This window comes from Sphingomonas koreensis, from assembly GCF_002797435.1.
Classification (GTDB): domain Bacteria; phylum Pseudomonadota; class Alphaproteobacteria; order Sphingomonadales; family Sphingomonadaceae; genus Sphingomonas; species Sphingomonas koreensis.
Map to the genome: position 1 here is coordinate 2285794 of NZ_PGEN01000001.1, position 14100 is coordinate 2299893.

17 protein-coding genes are annotated in these 14100 nt (G+C 66.4%); 5 read left to right on the top strand and 12 right to left on the bottom strand.

Annotated features, from left to right (window positions below):
- Positions 1 to 17: 17 nt before the first annotated feature.
- The gene (locus tag BDW16_RS10720; RefSeq protein ID WP_066578068.1) at positions 18 to 905 is read right to left on the bottom strand and encodes a LysR substrate-binding domain-containing protein; all 888 of its coding nucleotides are present in this window, start codon (positions 903 to 905) and stop codon (positions 18 to 20) included.
- Positions 906 to 1253: 348 nt separating this feature from the next.
- On the opposite strand from BDW16_RS10720, the gene BDW16_RS10725 reads away from it, so the two are divergent.
- Positions 1254 to 3545, top strand: a complete 2292-nt coding sequence (locus tag BDW16_RS10725) for a CDC48 family AAA ATPase (protein ID WP_066578070.1) — start codon at positions 1254 to 1256, stop codon at positions 3543 to 3545.
- Here BDW16_RS10725 and BDW16_RS10730 read toward each other — a convergent pair.
- Both BDW16_RS10730 and BDW16_RS10735 read right to left on the bottom strand, forming a co-directional pair.
- Positions 3499 to 4764 (bottom strand): MFS transporter, encoded by a 1266-nt coding sequence (locus BDW16_RS10730; protein WP_066578358.1) that lies wholly within the window; start codon positions 4762 to 4764, stop codon positions 3499 to 3501. The two genes, BDW16_RS10725 and BDW16_RS10730, sit on opposite strands and share 47 nt — an antisense overlap.
- Before the next feature lie 52 nt (positions 4765 to 4816).
- Positions 4817 to 5140, bottom strand: a complete 324-nt coding sequence (locus BDW16_RS10735; RefSeq protein WP_066578072.1) for an antibiotic biosynthesis monooxygenase family protein — start codon at positions 5138 to 5140, stop codon at positions 4817 to 4819.
- 132 nt (positions 5141 to 5272) lie between these two features.
- Between BDW16_RS10735 and BDW16_RS10740 the strand changes: the two genes are divergently transcribed.
- The 3 genes from BDW16_RS10740 to BDW16_RS10750 all read left to right on the top strand — a co-directional run bounded on the left by BDW16_RS10740 (position 5273) and on the right by BDW16_RS10750 (position 8515).
- Positions 5273 to 5896, top strand: a complete 624-nt coding sequence (locus BDW16_RS10740) for a class I SAM-dependent methyltransferase (RefSeq protein WP_066578075.1) — start codon at positions 5273 to 5275, stop codon at positions 5894 to 5896.
- A gap of 31 nt (positions 5897 to 5927) precedes the next feature.
- On the top strand, positions 5928 to 6338 hold the full coding sequence (msrB, locus tag BDW16_RS10745) for a peptide-methionine (R)-S-oxide reductase MsrB (RefSeq protein ID WP_066578078.1): 411 nt from the start codon (positions 5928 to 5930) through the stop codon (positions 6336 to 6338).
- A gap of 74 nt (positions 6339 to 6412) precedes the next feature.
- Complete coding sequence (locus tag BDW16_RS10750) at positions 6413 to 8515, top strand: transglycosylase domain-containing protein (RefSeq protein WP_066578081.1); 2103 nt, start codon at positions 6413 to 6415, stop codon at positions 8513 to 8515.
- Here the strand turns inward: BDW16_RS10750 and BDW16_RS10755 are convergent.
- The 3 genes from BDW16_RS10755 to BDW16_RS10765 are packed head-to-tail and all read right to left on the bottom strand — an operon-like array spanning position 8491 to position 10180.
- A complete protein-coding gene (locus BDW16_RS10755) occupies positions 8491 to 9165 on the bottom strand; it encodes a M48 family metallopeptidase (protein WP_066578088.1) in 675 nt (224 codons plus the stop codon). The two genes, BDW16_RS10750 and BDW16_RS10755, sit on opposite strands and share 25 nt — an antisense overlap.
- Positions 9162 to 9590 (bottom strand): YcgN family cysteine cluster protein, encoded by a 429-nt coding sequence (locus BDW16_RS10760; RefSeq protein ID WP_066578091.1) that lies wholly within the window; start codon positions 9588 to 9590, stop codon positions 9162 to 9164. The genes BDW16_RS10755 and BDW16_RS10760 overlap by 4 nt, the downstream gene beginning before the upstream one ends.
- Entirely contained in the window at positions 9587 to 10180 is a 594-nt protein-coding gene (locus BDW16_RS10765; RefSeq protein ID WP_066578093.1) for an SCO family protein, read from the bottom strand. Before BDW16_RS10765 ends, BDW16_RS10760 begins: the two co-directional genes overlap by 4 nt.
- A 71-nt stretch (positions 10181 to 10251) precedes the next feature.
- On the opposite strand from BDW16_RS10765, the gene BDW16_RS10770 reads away from it, so the two are divergent.
- On the top strand, positions 10252 to 10851 hold the full coding sequence (locus BDW16_RS10770; protein ID WP_066578097.1) for an ankyrin repeat domain-containing protein: 600 nt from the start codon (positions 10252 to 10254) through the stop codon (positions 10849 to 10851).
- A gap of 7 nt (positions 10852 to 10858) precedes the next feature.
- Here the strand turns inward: BDW16_RS10770 and BDW16_RS10775 are convergent, their stop codons facing one another.
- From BDW16_RS10775 to hpf, 6 genes are all read right to left on the bottom strand, one after another.
- Positions 10859 to 11353, bottom strand: coding sequence for an MmcB family DNA repair protein (locus tag BDW16_RS10775; RefSeq protein ID WP_066578099.1), 495 nt, complete (start codon positions 11351 to 11353; stop codon positions 10859 to 10861).
- 59 nt (positions 11354 to 11412) lie between these two features.
- A complete protein-coding gene (locus tag BDW16_RS10780) occupies positions 11413 to 12069 on the bottom strand; it encodes a cell wall hydrolase (protein WP_066578104.1) in 657 nt (218 codons plus the stop codon).
- Between the two features lie 165 nt (positions 12070 to 12234).
- Positions 12235 to 12573, bottom strand: a complete 339-nt coding sequence (locus BDW16_RS10785) for a DUF1491 family protein (protein ID WP_066578111.1) — start codon at positions 12571 to 12573, stop codon at positions 12235 to 12237.
- Positions 12573 to 13034, bottom strand: coding sequence for a PaaI family thioesterase (locus tag BDW16_RS10790; protein ID WP_066578114.1), 462 nt, complete (start codon positions 13032 to 13034; stop codon positions 12573 to 12575). Before BDW16_RS10790 ends, BDW16_RS10785 begins: the two co-directional genes overlap by 1 nt.
- Positions 13018 to 13488, bottom strand: a complete 471-nt coding sequence (locus BDW16_RS10795) for a PTS sugar transporter subunit IIA (RefSeq protein WP_066578117.1) — start codon at positions 13486 to 13488, stop codon at positions 13018 to 13020. Before BDW16_RS10795 ends, BDW16_RS10790 begins: the two co-directional genes overlap by 17 nt.
- A gap of 10 nt (positions 13489 to 13498) precedes the next feature.
- Complete coding sequence (hpf, locus tag BDW16_RS10800; RefSeq protein WP_066578121.1) at positions 13499 to 14077, bottom strand: ribosome hibernation-promoting factor, HPF/YfiA family; 579 nt, start codon at positions 14075 to 14077, stop codon at positions 13499 to 13501.
- Between the last annotated feature and the right edge of the window lie 23 nt (positions 14078 to 14100).

The window sequence follows — 14100 nt, forward strand, 5'->3', positions numbered from 1 at the left end:
CCTTTCGAGAGCGCCGCTCAGCTCTCCAGCTCGATCGTGCCGATCATCCAGTCGTGGAACAGCTTGACCGGGCGCTGCTCGAGCGCGCGCGGGCGACAGACGAACCAGTAGGAATAGGGGCTCTTCACCACCGGCTCGAACAGCGTCGCGATGCGCGGATCGTCCTCAGGCACCACGTGCGAATCGAGCATGAAGGCGATGCCGACGCCCTGCGCCGCCGCTTCGAGCAGCAGCGAGCCCGAATCGAACAGATCGACCGCGACCGGCTCGATCGCGGGCAGGCCGAGCGCGTCGCGCCAGATCTCGAAACTGTCGGCCATGTCGCGGTGGACCATCACCGTCATGCCATCGAGCTGCTCGGGCCGCGTGATCGCCTGCGGCCCTTCGACCAGATGCCGCGCGGCGACCAGACGGATGCGGTTGCGATCGAGGCGGCGGCCGTAAAGCAGCGTGTCGATATCGCGCGCGAGGACGATCGCGGCATCGAGCCCGTCGCCGAGACGCGACATGCCATGCCCGCCGGTATCGATGTCGAGATGGAGCTGCGGATGCATCGCACGCAACGCACCCAGATGCGGGAGCAGTCGTTGCGTCGCAAACAACGCCGGCGTGCCGAGGCGAAGACGGAGCAATTCGACGCCGCTGGTCATCCCCTCGATCGCATCGCTCATCGAATCGAGCGCGGGCGCGATCAGGCCGAGCAGCCGCTCACCCTCCGCGTTGAGCTTCATCGCCTGGTGGCGCCGTTCGAACAACTGCTTGCCGATGAAACGCTCGAGCGCCTGAACCCGACGGCTGAGCGCTGGCGAGGAGAGCGCAAGCTCCTCCGCGGCGGCTTTGACCGAACCAAGCCGCGCGACCTGGACGAATGCCTCGATGGCAGTGAGGGGAGGGAGCCTTCGCATAGTTTTTTGTGTGGTGCAGCGTTTCCGTTTGCAACTTGTTATCGCGGTTACGACCCTGACAACGGTTACACTGGCACTAAACCGCGATTGTTACAGATTGCAGAAACTGCAATCACGATATAGCCTTTTCGCACTTGCACAATAATTCGCTGCACTGCACATAGGGCGTGCCTTTCAGGCATCCTCTCCTAAACCTTTCATGGGTCGGTCCCCTTGGGCCGGCCCTTTTTTTTGCCCGAATCGCGGGTGAAACGATAGCTTGTCTAGGCGATCCGGAACTGCATGCCTATTTGGCGCGCTCACCCTCCAAGGTCGTTTGGACCGCTGATCCAGAGGGAAGGAGAGCCAATGGCCGAGACCGACACCCCGACACGCAAGCTCCAGGTCGCCAATTCGCGCCCCGAAGACAGCGGGCGTGGCCTGGCCCATCTGCCGCGCACCCTGATGGGCGAGCTCGGCCTTCAACAGGGCGACGTGATCGAGATCGTCGGCAAGCGCATCACTCCGGCGCGCGCGGTATTCCCCTATCCCGAGGACGAAGGGCTGGAGCTGCTGCGCATCGACGGCCTTCAGCGCGCCAATGCCGGGGTCGGATCGGGCGATTTCGTCGAGATCCGCCGCGGCGAATCGCGCCCTGCGACGCGCGTCGTGTTCGCACCCGCACGCAAGGACCTGCGCCTCGAAGGATCGGCCAACGCGCTCAAGCGCACCTTCATCGGACGTCCCCTGGCGCAGGGCGACACGGTCTCGACCGTCGGGCAGCAGCGCGTCGCGGACATGCCGCCCAACGTGCTCCAGCATCTGCGCGCGCCCGCCTATGCGTTGCAGGAAATCCGCCTGACCGTGGTGTCGGCAGCGCCGCGCGGCATCGTCCATATCGACGAGAGTACCGAGATCGAGCTGCGCACCGATTATGAGGAAGCCAAGGAATTCCGCCGCGCTGACGTCACCTATGACGATATCGGCGGGATGGCCGCGACGATCGACCAGCTGCGCGAGATGGTCGAGCTGCCGCTGCGCTACCCCGAGCTGTTCCAGCGCCTGGGCGTCGACCCGCCCAAGGGCGTGCTGCTGCATGGGCCGCCCGGTACCGGCAAGACGCGCCTCGCGCGCGCCGTCGCCAACGAGAGCGACGCCAGCTTCTTCCTGATCAACGGGCCCGAGATCATGGGATCGGCCTATGGCGAATCGGAGAAGCGCCTGCGCGAGGTGTTCGAGGAGGCGAACGCCAATTCGCCCGCGATCATCTTCATCGACGAGGTCGATTCGATCGCGCCCAAACGCGGGCAGGTGACCGGCGAGGCCGAGAAGCGGCTGGTCGCCCAGCTGCTGACGCTGATGGACGGGCTGGAGGCGCGCGCCAATGTCGTGATCATCGCCGCAACCAACCGGCCCGAGGCGCTCGACGAAGCGCTGCGGCGGCCGGGCCGGTTCGACCGCGAGATCGTGGTCGGCGTGCCCGACGAGCGCGGGCGGCGCGAGATATTGGGCATCCACACCCGCGGCATGCCGCTGGGCGACAAGGTCGACCTGACCGAACTGGCACGCACCACCTTCGGCTTTGTCGGCGCCGACATCGCGGCGCTGACGCGTGAGGCGGCGATCGAGGCGGTGCGGCGGATCATGCCCAAGCTCAACCTCGAGGAGAAGACGATCCCCCCCGAGGTGCTGGAGACGCTGGCCGTCACCCGCGAGGATTTCGTCGAGGCGCTGAAACGCGTCCAGCCGAGCGCGATGCGCGAGGTGATGGTGCAGAAGCCCAACGTCCATTGGGAGGATGTCGGGGGCCTCGACGACGCGCAGATGCGCCTGAAAGAGGGCGTCGAGCTGCCGATGAAGGATCCCGACGCGTTCCGGCGGCTGGGCATCCGCCCGGCCAAGGGTTTCCTGCTCTATGGCCCGCCCGGCACCGGCAAGACGCTGCTCGCCAAGGCGGTGGCGCGCGAGGCGGAGGCGAACTTCATCGCCACCAAATCGAGCGACCTCCTGTCCAAATGGTATGGCGAGAGCGAGCAGCAGATCGCCCGGCTGTTCGCCCGCGCGCGTCAGGTGGCACCGTGCGTGATCTTCATCGACGAACTCGATTCGCTGGTGCCCGCGCGCGGGTCAGGCATGGGCGAGCCGCAGGTGACCGAGCGCGTGGTCAACACCATCCTGGCCGAGATGGACGGGCTGGAAGAGCTTCAGTCGGTCGTCGTGATCGGTGCGACCAACCGGCCGAACCTGATCGACCCGGCGCTGATGCGCCCGGGCCGGCTGGACGAGCTGATCTATGTCGGCGTGCCCGATGCCGCGGGACGCGAGCGTATCCTGAAGATCCAGACCGCGAAGATGCCGCTTGCCGACGATGTCGATCTGGGATCGATCGCCGAGCGGACCGAGCGCTTCACCGGCGCCGACCTGGAGGATGTGGTGCGCCGCGCGGGCCTGGTGGCGTTGCGCGAATCGCTCACCAACACCCATGTGACCATGGCGCATTTCGAGGCGGCGCTGGCCGATTCGCGCGCCACAGTGACACCCGAAATGGAGGCGGAATACGCTCAGCTCGTGGCAAGGATGAAGCAGGATGCGGTGGCGCTGAACCCGATCGGGTTCATCGCCCCGGGGATGCTTCAGAGCCGGAAGAAGGACGCAGGCTGAACAGGCCGTAGACGATCAGCAGCGCGAGTGCGGCGGCCGCGACCAGATAGGGGAGCGGCCGCCAGACGCCATAAAGGGCGACGCCGATCGACGGACCGAGGATGAAGGCGGCGCCGTTGATCGACGTGACCTTGCCCGCCACCGATCCCTGCGCCGCCTGGCCCACCGCGAGCGAGGAGCCGGCGGTGAACCCGGGCCGCGAGAAGCCGAACCCGAGTGTCGCGAGCGCATAGCCCGTCGCGATGCCGTAAAGCGTGGTCGCGCTGCCGGTGGCGAGCGAGCCGATGGCGCTGAGCGACAGGCCGATCAGCATCAGCTGACGCGGGTTGAGGTTGAGCAGGGGAATGATGCCCCATTGCGCGAGCAGCGCCGAACCTGCCCCCATCATCAGCACGAGACCGGTCGCCTGGATTGCCTCGATCGGGGGAACGCCGAGCCGGTCGATGACGAGGAAGCCGATCACCTGCCCGGCCATCGCCTGGGCATGGCCGAGGATCAGCCCGCAGATCATCCAGGCCCGCACCCGCGGATCGAGATAGCCGATCGGCTCGACCCTGGGTGCTGTGGCCGCGGTGATGCTCGCCCCGCTCGCCTGCCCGCCGATCGAGGGATAGCTGGTTACCGCCCCGTGGCTGACCGAGCTGTCCACGTCGCGCGGGAGGAATCTTGCGACCGTGAAGACCATCGCAAGCGATACGCCGCTGAAAATCAGTGCCGGCCCCGCCAGCCCGATCGTCGGGCCGCCGCGCCACAGGTCGCCCACGACCAGATAGGGCGCGATCGCCGGCCCGAGGATCGTGCCGAGGCCGAAGGCGGAGCCGAGCAGGGTGAGCGCCTTGGTCCGGTCGTCCCGGCTGGTGCGTGCGGCGGCGATCGCCTGCACCGCCGGCGGCGCCGCCGAACCGAACCCGCCATAGAGCATCCGCGCGCCGACGAAGAAGATGAAGGCGGTCGTGGGCGCGATCCAGCCGTTGATCCCGGCGGCGAGGAACAGGCCGCAGAAAAACAGCGAAGCGGTGAGGCCGATCTGTCCCAGCAGCACCATGTTGCGCCGCCCGTGCCGGTCCGAACGGTTCGCCCAGAAGGGCGCGACCAGCGTCCACAGGATCGCCGAAACCGAGAAGGCGGCCGCCACCGCGCTGTCGGGCACGCCGAGCGAACGGCCGAGCGCGGGCAGAACCGATTGCAGCGCGGTGTTGCCGGCGGCGATGGTGAACATCACCAGAAACAACAGGCCGAAGGTGCGGTCCCGGGCCAAAATCAGCCGCGCATCATTGCCGCGACCAGCGATAGCCGCGCTCGACGCGCGTCACTTCCAGCACGTACCAGTCGTACCAGCGCGCGCGGCCCTGATCGCGGATCCGCGCATGTTCGGGATTGTCGCGCCACGCCCTGGCACTCGCATCGTCCGCCCAGTAGCTGACGGTGATACCGAGCCCGCCCGCATCGCGGACGCTGTCCACCCCGGCATAGCCCGGCTGAGCCGCGGCGAGAGCGCCCATCGCCTCTGCAGCCTGCGCGTAGCCTTCGGCATCCTCGTCCGTGCGCTGCGAGACGAAGATCACGGCGACCTGACCTTGGCGCGGGTGCTCCATGGGTTGCTGGATGAAACGTTTCGGCGGCGTGCGCAACCGCCGCGACGAGAAGAGCGTTAAGAAGCGCACGTATCTGATGACAGACGCGTGGCAAACGTCCTACAGGAACGTGACACCGACAGAGGGAAGTTGATGAACGGTTCGACCACGATTACCCGCGCGAAACGCAAAGCTTCGCGTCCCCTCTCGCCGCAAGCGCTCTTTCTTCAGGGCTTCTTCAAGCATCCGGTGATGGTCGGATCGATCATCCCCTCCTCGCGCAAGCTGATCCGCAAGATGCTGGGGCGCGTGGATTGGGACAATACCAAGCTGTTCGTGGAATATGGCCCGGGCGTCGGTACCTTCTGCCGCGCCGTGCTCGACCGGCTTGGCCCGGATGCAAAATATATCGCGATCGACACCAACCCTGATTTCGTCGCCTATCTGCGCCAGTCGATCGTCGATCCGCGCTTCTCGGCGATTCACGGTTCGGCTGAGGACGTGAATGCGATCGTCGCCGATCACGGTGAAGACCATGCCGATTACGTGCTGTCGGGCTTGCCCTTCTCGACCCTGCCAGCGGGCGTGGGCGAGCGGATCGCGGCGGCGACCCAAAAGGTGCTGCGCCCCGGCGGGCAGTTTCTGGTCTATCAGTTCAATCCCAACGTCCGCAATTTCCTGACCCCGCATTTCCAGCGCATCGACCATGACATGGAATGGTGGAACATGCCGCCCGCACAGCTCTGGTGGGCCTGGAAGGACGAAGCCGCCGATTGACGGCGGCCCCCCGGCGCATCACATCGGGGACATGGATCAGCTCAATCTTTCCGAATCGGAGTGGCGCCAGCGGCTCACCCCGGCGCAGTATCATGTGCTGCGCGAGGCGGGCACCGAACGCGCCTTTTCGGGCCATTTCACCGACAACAAGGCCGATGGCATCTATCGCTGCGCCGGGTGCCAGCTCGAGCTGTTCGACAGTGACGACAAATATGATTCTGGATCGGGCTGGCCGAGCTTCACGCGGCCGGTCGCGCCCGATCATGTCAGCGAACATGGCGACCAGAGCCACGGCATGGTGCGCACCGAGGTCCGCTGCGCACGATGCGACGGGCATCAGGGGCATGTCTTCCCGGACGGCCCGCCGCCGACAGGGCTGCGTTACTGCATCAACTCGGTCGCGCTGGAGTTTCGTCCACGCGGCGAGGGGGACGACGCCTGAGTTCGATGCGTCCGGTCAGCCCATGGACCCGCTTGTGAGCCGCGCGGTTCGCCGGTAGGTTCGCGCCACTTCCGATGCCAAAGAAATCCCCCGCCCGCCCCGGCAAGTTTCGCCGCATCCTGAAATGGGTGCTGATCGGCGGCGTGACGCTCGCGCTCGCCGGCCTCATCGCGCTGACCATCGCGGTGTACACCGCCCGCGCCTCGCTCCCGAGCTTCGAGGAACTCAAATCCTCCCCCAACGGTCAGATGATCCGCGTCCATGCCGTCGACGGCACGGTGATCGCATCGCTGGGACCGAGCTATGGCGAGTGGATCGACTATTCGAAGATCCCCGCCCCGATGCGCGACGCGATGGTCTCGATCGAGGACCGCCGCTTCCGCTCGCACTGGGGCGTCGATCCGGTGGCGCTGGCGCGCATCACCAAGTTCGCATTCGACCATCGCGGCACCGACCGCCGCCTGCAGGGCGCATCGACGATCACCCAGCAGGTCGCGCGCACCATCTTCCTGTCGAACAAATATGATGTCGGCCGCAAGCTGCGCGAGATGGTGCTGGCGCTGGCGCTGGAGCGCAAGTTCACCAAGGACCAGATCCTCGAACTCTATCTGAACAAGGTGTATTTCGGCGGGGGCGCATATGGCATCGATGCCGCCTCGCGCACCTTTTTCGGCCATCCCGCAACCAATCTGACCCTGTCCGAATCCGCGGTGATCGCAGGCCTGGTCAAGGCACCGTCGCGTTATTCGCCCACCGCCGACGCCGAGGCCGCGATCGGCCGCGCGAGCGTGGTGCTCGACGTGATGGTCGAGACCGGCGCGCTCACCCGCGCTCAGGCCGACGCCGCGCGCCCGGCCGAGGTCAAGCTGGCCGCCGCGCCGAAGCAGAACAGCGTGCGCTATTTCACCGACTGGGCGCTGCCCCAGCTCGAGGTGCTGATCGACGAGACCGAAGCGCCGCTCGACGTGTGGACGACGATCGACCTGCGCATGCAGAATGCGGCGACCCAGGCGATCCAGGCCAACACTCCGGCTGGCGCACAGGGTGCGCTGGTCAGCCTCGACCGTGACGGTGCAGTTCGCGCGATGGTCGGCGGACGCGATTACGTGTCGTCGATCTACAACCGCGCGACCCAGGCGACGCGCCAGCCGGGCTCGGCGTTCAAGCTGTTCGTCTACCTCGCCGCGCTCGAGGCCGGGCACAAGCCGGACGACCAGGTGGTCGATGAGCCGGTGACGATCGGCGGCTGGAGCCCGCGCAACAATTCGGGCCGATTCTCGGGCGAGATGTCGCTGCGATCGGCGTTCGCCTATTCGATCAACACCGTTGCCGCGAAGCTGGGCCAGGAAGTGGGCTTCGGCACCGTTGCCGACATGGCACGCCGGTTTGGCATCACCACCCCGGTCAACACCCAGCCGGCGATGGTGCTTGGCACCAGCAATGTGCGCCTGATCGACATGACCCGCGCCTTTGCCTCGGTCGCGAACAAGGGCGTGGGCGTCACCCCCTATGCGATCACCCGAGTCACCGCGAACGGCGCGGTGATCTACCAGCATGAGGTCGACACTTCGCGCGTGCTGGTCGCTCCCTATGTCGCAGCGCAGATGACCGATCTGATGCAGACTGCGGTCGCCACCGGCAGCGGCAAGGCCGCGCAGATCGGCCGTCCGGTCGCGGGCAAGACCGGCACCACCACCTCGAACAAGGATGGCTGGTTTCTCGGTTTCTCATCGGGCCTGACCACCGGCGTGTGGATGGGCCGCGACGATGCTAAGCGCGTCGGCGGGCTGCAGGGCGGTGCCGCGCCTGCCCGCGCCTTTGCCGCGTTCATGCGCCCTGCGGTCGCCAACCGCCCGGCCGAGGAATTCGAAACCGAGGTGACGCTGCCCGAATGGCAGATCGAGCCCGACGACGAATCCTATGGCGCGCCCGACAACGCCATTTTCGTCGACGAGGACGGCAATCCGATCCCGCGCGAAGAGGCCAATCCCGATGCGGCGCAGGACCCGCCCCACGAAGACGATGGCACGATCGACCAGGACTGGCTCGACCGGATGACCGGGCGGGGCCAGCGCGATGCGCCGCCGCCGCGCCGCGAGCCCGCCGACCGCGCACCGCCGCGTGACTCCGGACGCGACGGTGCCCGTCCGCTTCAGGAATCGCGGCCGAACGAGTGAAGCCGCATCGCGTTGGTGCGTAGCCAGGCCCGCTCGCGGGCGGGATCCTTGCCGTAGATCTGCCGGACAACCGCGTGGAAGGCCGGACTGTGATTCATATGGACGCGGTGCGCGACCTCGTGCGCGACGGTGGCGCGGCGGACGGCAGGGGGAGCGAGGATCAGCCGCCAGCTGTAGCGGATGACGCCCGATGACGCGCAGCTGCCCCAGCGTCCCGAAGGATCGCCGATCGCGACGCGGGCGACGGTGACGCCTGCGAGCGCTGCATATTCGGCAGTCTCGGTGCTGAGCGTATCGAGCGCGGTCTTGCGAAGCCAACGCTCGATACGGCGCTCATAACCCTCACGCGGGCCGCCAGCGATCAGTTGCCCATCGTCGAGCACGGGCGTGCGCGGAAAGCCGCTATCCCAGCCCAGCCCGATCTCCTCGCCCAGATACAGGATCGTCGCCCCCGGCGCGAAGGGCACGGGTACGGCTCGGCGCTCCAGCGCGCGCGCGATCCATTCATGCTGCTGCTGTGCCCAACGCATCGCTTCCCCCATCGGTGCGCGGGGCGGGAGGGTAAGCCGAACCTGGCCGGTGGCATTATCGACCGAGAGCTTCATCCGCCGCGCACGCGGATGGCGGACGACCTCGATCGGATGGCTCACAACAGCCTGTCGACCATGTGATGCTCGAGATCACCCGCGACGTCCTCGGAAATCGTCCAGCCGCGCACCGATTCGCCGGCGGCGTGCACTGCCTCGCGATCCCCGCTCACCAGATAGTGCCAATGGGGCAGCGGCTCGTCATTCGCACGCAGGCGATAGGCACAGGTGCGCGGCAGCCAGGCGATGTCCTCGACATTGCTGGCGGTGAGCCGGACGCATTCGGCGACATAAGCGCGGCGGTGTTTGTAATCGCTGCAGAAGCCGGTCTGGCGGTCGAGCAGGCGGCAGGCGACGTTGGTCGCATAGACATCGCCCGTGTCCTCGTCCTCGATCTTGTGCAGGCAGCATTTGCCGCAGCCGTCGCACAATGCCTCCCACTGTGCGCGGTCAAGCGTCGAGAGCGGCTGCTCCCAGAAGGGCGTTATCCGATCCAGCGCTCGATCTCCGCGACGATCGCCTGCGGGTTCTGATCCTGCGGCAGCAACGCAATCGGCTCACCCTTGGGGCCGATCAGATAGGCCTGGCGGCCATGGTCCATCAGATAGCCGCTCGGCGTCTCGCGCTTGGCATAGGGAACGCGATAGACCTTGGCCGCGGCATCGACCTGCGCCGGGGTGCCCGTGAGGCCGACCATGCGCGGATGGAAAGCGGCGGCGAATTCCTTGACCACCTTGGGCGTATCGCGCGCGGGATCGATCGTGACAAAGATCGGCACGATCTGTTCCGAGAGCTTGGGATTGCTCTTGTCGAGAAGCTTCATCGCGCCGCCGATATTCTGGACGTCCACGGGGCAGACATCGGGGCAGAAGGTGTAGCCGAAATACATGATCCGGTACTTGCCGGTGAAATCGCTGTCCTTCACCGTCTTGCCGTCGCCATTCACCAGCGTGAACGGACCACCGATCGAAGCGCCGGCGAGGGGTGCGTCGGCAAGCGACTTGCTGCCGGACGTGCCTCCACCGCAACTGACGAGGGCGAAAGCAAGGGCAAGGGCGGGGATAAGCAACCTGTTCATGGCGCCGCCCGCAATGATCTGATACGGGGCAGGTTGCAAGGTTTCCCAGTCATCAGGGGCATCGTCCGATCATGTCTTTCCGTCCGTCCCGGCCCGTTTTTGCCGCGGCGCTGCTCGCGCTGGCGCTTCCGGTGGCCGCTCAGCAATTTTCCGACAGCTACAATTTCCTGAAGGCCGTGCGCGATCAGGACGGCAACAAGGTGACCGAGTTTCTCAATCAGCCCGGTCAGACGATCGTCAACGCCAGGGACGAGAAGGGCGAAGCGGCGATCCATATCGTCGCCAAGCGTCGCGACTATACCTATCTGAATTTCATCCTCGCGCGCGGCGGGAATATCAATTTGCAGGACGGGGCGGGGAACAGCGCGCTGATGCTCGCCGTCGAAGCGAACTGGCCCGAGGGCGTGACGCTGCTGCTGTCCAAACGCGCCAATATCAACCTCGCCAACAATGGCGGCGAAACTCCGCTGATGCGTGCCGTGCAGCGCCGCGACGTCGACATGGTCCGCACACTCCTCAACGCCAAGGCCGATCCCGACCAGCGAGACCGGCTGGCCGGCATGAACGCTCGCGATTACGCGGCGCGGGACACGCGCTCACCCACGATCGCGCAGCTGCTCAAGGATGCGCCCGCTATTCAGAAGCGCGCGGTTTCAGGACCGAGCTTCTAGGCGCAGCTCAGCCGATACTCTCGGCATCAGGATCGGTCAGGGCAATCACCCGGCGCGCGGCGCGGCGCGCGAAGGCGAGCGTGCATTTGCGTCGCGCCGCACTGGCGAGCGGAACCGTCTTCGCTTCCCGCAGGATCGCCGCGTCATAGCGATCGGCGACGATGATCCCGGCACGCTCGGGCAGGAAGCCCGGCGTTTCGAGCGGCGTGAGGTCGAATCCGGCGGGAACGGCCCAGAAGAAACGGTCGCAATGGGCGAGATAGTCCGTCCATTTGCCGTCGCCCATCAGATCGGTTCGCGACACCTTGACCTCGACGATCACCACCTCGCCACGCGCATTGAGCGCCATCAGATCAGCGCGGCGGCCGTCGCCCAGCGGCACTTCGGCCATCGCCACGCAATCATGACGAAGCAGCATGCGGCACGCGCCGCGCGTTACCTCAGCCGTGAGCTGGACAGCCGCATGGGGCAGCGATTCGGCAGCAGGGATGGTGGACGCCATCCCCGCTGCCTAGAACATTTGTCGAACGAACGAAACCCTTGAGGGGCTGCTCACTGCGATCAGCGGTAGAAGATGTGGTTGCCGACGCTGCCGACGCGTGCGCGGCGCCAGCCGGGCGAAACATGGCGGGCATGGAAATAGAGCGCGCTCGAGACCTTGCTGTCCCACATGTCGCCGCGGGCAACCTTAGCGACGGCGAGCGCGGTCTTCCATGCGCGGGCGCCCTCGGGCGGCTGCGGCAGCTGGCCGCCGCGGACGAACGAGAACTGGCCGCGCTGCTTGAGCACGCCGCACACACTGCTCGGGAAACGGCCCGACTCGGTACGGTTGAGGATCACCTCGGCCACGGCGAGCTGGCCTTCCAACGGCTCACCCTTCGATTCATAGTAGATGCCGATGGCGAGGCAGTTGAGCTCGTCGTCGTCGATGGCGAGCGGCTGCGCAGCGACCGCGGCGGCAAGCGACGCGTAATCGGCATCGTCGCCATCATCGACAAGCGTCTGGAGCTCGGCTTTGGCAGGGGCAGCCGGCGCATCGATCTCAAGATCGGCAAGCGCTTCGGCCATGGTCGGAACCTGTTGCGGTTCCGGCGTGTTATTGCTGACAGGCTGCGCGGTTTCGGCTTGCCGGGCCACACCCGGAGCGGTCGCGCCGATGCCTGCGGCAAAGGCAAGTGTCACAGCCGCGACAATCGCGGCGCGAGCGGAAAAGGTCATTCAACTTCGATACTATGCGGTTGGCGCGCGATCCGGTCCGTTTCCTTGCTATAAACAAAGGACCGGTCGGGCTTTCCCCCCGACTGCGTAACCGGCGGCTTCACACCCCGACGGCACAACGCTACTTAAACGTGCGCGAGCCTCTGGCCAAATGGTTACGGAGTGTCAACCAGTTGTGAGCGTTTCAGCGGCGAACCGTTCCGCCCCCGCGATATCCAGTTCGACCACCCACAGGTCCGAATCGCGGCTCCGGCGGCGGTGCCAATAGTCGGAAATGGCAGCTTCTCCGGTGAGTTCGGCAGGGCCGGAGCGGACGAGCGCAGGCTTGCCGTCCGGGCCGATTCCGCGCTCGAGGAAGGCGGGATTCTCACCGCGATCGAGCGTCAGGACCAGGATCGCCCCGGCTTCGGCATCCCCCTTGGCCAGCACCATCGCGCTTCCGCCCGCCGCATTGACCCGCCGGACGAGCGCGTTGACGAGCAGGCCGGCGGCGAGCCGCGCCATCAGGGGCGGTAGCCGGGAAGGCCGGCGAGCGGAATGCGCGATTTCATGAAGGTGCCGGTGCCGCGCGCCGCTTCCTCGCCATCGGCATCGATCAGCCGCGCTTCGGCCACGAATACACGGCGCTGTCCGCTGACCCAGCGCCCCTCGGCGATCACCGGCCCCGGCCCGAGCGGGCGGGTGAAAAGCAGGTTGAATGCGGTGGTGAGCAGGAAGCGGTCGGTGACCAGGCTGTTGCAGGCGTAGAAGGCAGCGTCGTCCAGCATCTTGAAGTAGCTGGTGCCGTGCGCTGCGCCGCCGGCATGGAAATGCCGTTCATCGATGGTGAAATAGATCCGCGCCTGCCCCGCGGACGGAATCTCCAGGCGCGAATCGAACAGCTGGTTGATCGGCGCCGCCGCGTAGAGCGATTCAAGCGCACGGTAATGCGCCTCGGCCCCGACCGGTTCAGGCGGCTGCGTCACGCGACTCCGTCCCCGCGAGCAGCGCGTAGAGCGCGTCTGCCGATCCGGCCCCGCGCAGCTTGGCGGTGAAGACGCGATCGCGCAGCCGTCGCGAGACCCGCGCCAGTGCCTTCAGATGCTCGCCCCCCGCATCGGGGGGAGAAAGCAGGGCGAAGACCAGATCGACCGGCAGATCATCGACCGAGGCGAAGTCGAGCGGCTTGTCGAGCCGGATGAACAACCCGCGCACGCCCGCAAGCCCGGCGATCTTGCCATGGGGAATGGCGATCCCGCCGCCAAAACCGGTCGAGCCGAGCTTCTCGCGCGCGGCCAGCCGCTCGGTCACCTCGGCGGCATCGAGGCCATAGGCCTTGGCCGCGGCCTCGCCGAGCAGCGCGAAGAGTTTCTTCTTGCTGCCCGCCGGGGTTCCCGAGCCCACGGCTTCGGGTTTCAACAGATCGCCCAGATCGTTCATCGTGCGGTGGTCAGGCGGCCCGGTTGGGCTCGACCCATCCGATCGTTCCGTCCGCGCGGCGATAGACCATGTTGTAATTGCCGGTGCCGCTGTTCTTGAACAGCAGCGCGTTGGTGTTGCGCAGATCGAGCATCATCACCGCGTCGGACACGCTGGCGTCGGGCACGTCAACCCGCGTCTCGGCGATCACGGGGGGCGCATCGACGACGTCTTCCTCTTCCTCGTCGAGCTGGAAGACGGTGTAGCCCGCGTCATAGGCGCCATCGAACGCCGCCTGGGCATGGCCGTTGTTGCGGTCCTTGAGGCGGCGGGTGTAGCGGCGCAGCTGCTTCTCGATCTTGTCGGCGGCGCCGTCAAAGGCGAGATGCGCTTCGGGCGCGGCATGCGAGCCCTTGAGCACCAGGCCCTGCATGACATGCGCAACGATGTCGCAGGTGAAGCCGTAGTCATGCGGCCCCTTGCCGAAGGTCACCTGAGCCGAAATTGCGCGGGAGAAATATTTGTCGGCGATACCCTGGAGCCGGTCTTCCACGTGCTGCCGGATGGCGTTGCCCGTATCGACCCGATGACCCGAAACCCGGATATCCATATCTTCCTCCGTCAATATGAGCA

What these genes read in the sequence shown, in the direction of transcription:
- BDW16_RS10795 (WP_066578117.1), bottom strand. Translation starts at nt 13,488, where the DNA reads ATGAACGATCTGGGCGATCTGTTGAAACCCGAAGCCGTGGGCTCGGGA.
- msrB (WP_066578078.1), top strand. Translation starts at nt 5,928, where the DNA reads ATGGATCAGCTCAATCTTTCCGAATCGGAGTGGCGCCAGCGGCTCACC.
- BDW16_RS10750 (WP_066578081.1), top strand. Translation starts at nt 6,413, where the DNA reads ATGCCAAAGAAATCCCCCGCCCGCCCCGGCAAGTTTCGCCGCATCCTG.
- BDW16_RS10785 (WP_066578111.1), bottom strand. Translation starts at nt 12,573, where the DNA reads ATGGCGCGGCTCGCCGCCGGCCTGCTCGTCAACGCGCTCGTCCGGCGG.
- BDW16_RS10735 (WP_066578072.1), bottom strand. Translation starts at nt 5,140, where the DNA reads ATGGAGCACCCGCGCCAAGGTCAGGTCGCCGTGATCTTCGTCTCGCAG.
- hpf (WP_066578121.1), bottom strand. Translation starts at nt 14,077, where the DNA reads ATGGATATCCGGGTTTCGGGTCATCGGGTCGATACGGGCAACGCCATC.
- BDW16_RS10775 (WP_066578099.1), bottom strand. Translation starts at nt 11,353, where the DNA reads ATGGCGTCCACCATCCCTGCTGCCGAATCGCTGCCCCATGCGGCTGTC.
- BDW16_RS10770 (WP_066578097.1), top strand. Translation starts at nt 10,252, where the DNA reads ATGTCTTTCCGTCCGTCCCGGCCCGTTTTTGCCGCGGCGCTGCTCGCG.
- BDW16_RS10730 (WP_066578358.1), bottom strand. Translation starts at nt 4,764, where the DNA reads ATGTTCACCATCGCCGCCGGCAACACCGCGCTGCAATCGGTTCTGCCC.
- BDW16_RS10725 (WP_066578070.1), top strand. Translation starts at nt 1,254, where the DNA reads ATGGCCGAGACCGACACCCCGACACGCAAGCTCCAGGTCGCCAATTCG.
- BDW16_RS10765 (WP_066578093.1), bottom strand. Translation starts at nt 10,180, where the DNA reads ATGAACAGGTTGCTTATCCCCGCCCTTGCCCTTGCTTTCGCCCTCGTC.
- BDW16_RS10780 (WP_066578104.1), bottom strand. Translation starts at nt 12,069, where the DNA reads ATGACCTTTTCCGCTCGCGCCGCGATTGTCGCGGCTGTGACACTTGCC.
- BDW16_RS10740 (WP_066578075.1), top strand. Translation starts at nt 5,273, where the DNA reads ATGAACGGTTCGACCACGATTACCCGCGCGAAACGCAAAGCTTCGCGT.
- BDW16_RS10720 (WP_066578068.1), bottom strand. Translation starts at nt 905, where the DNA reads ATGCGAAGGCTCCCTCCCCTCACTGCCATCGAGGCATTCGTCCAGGTC.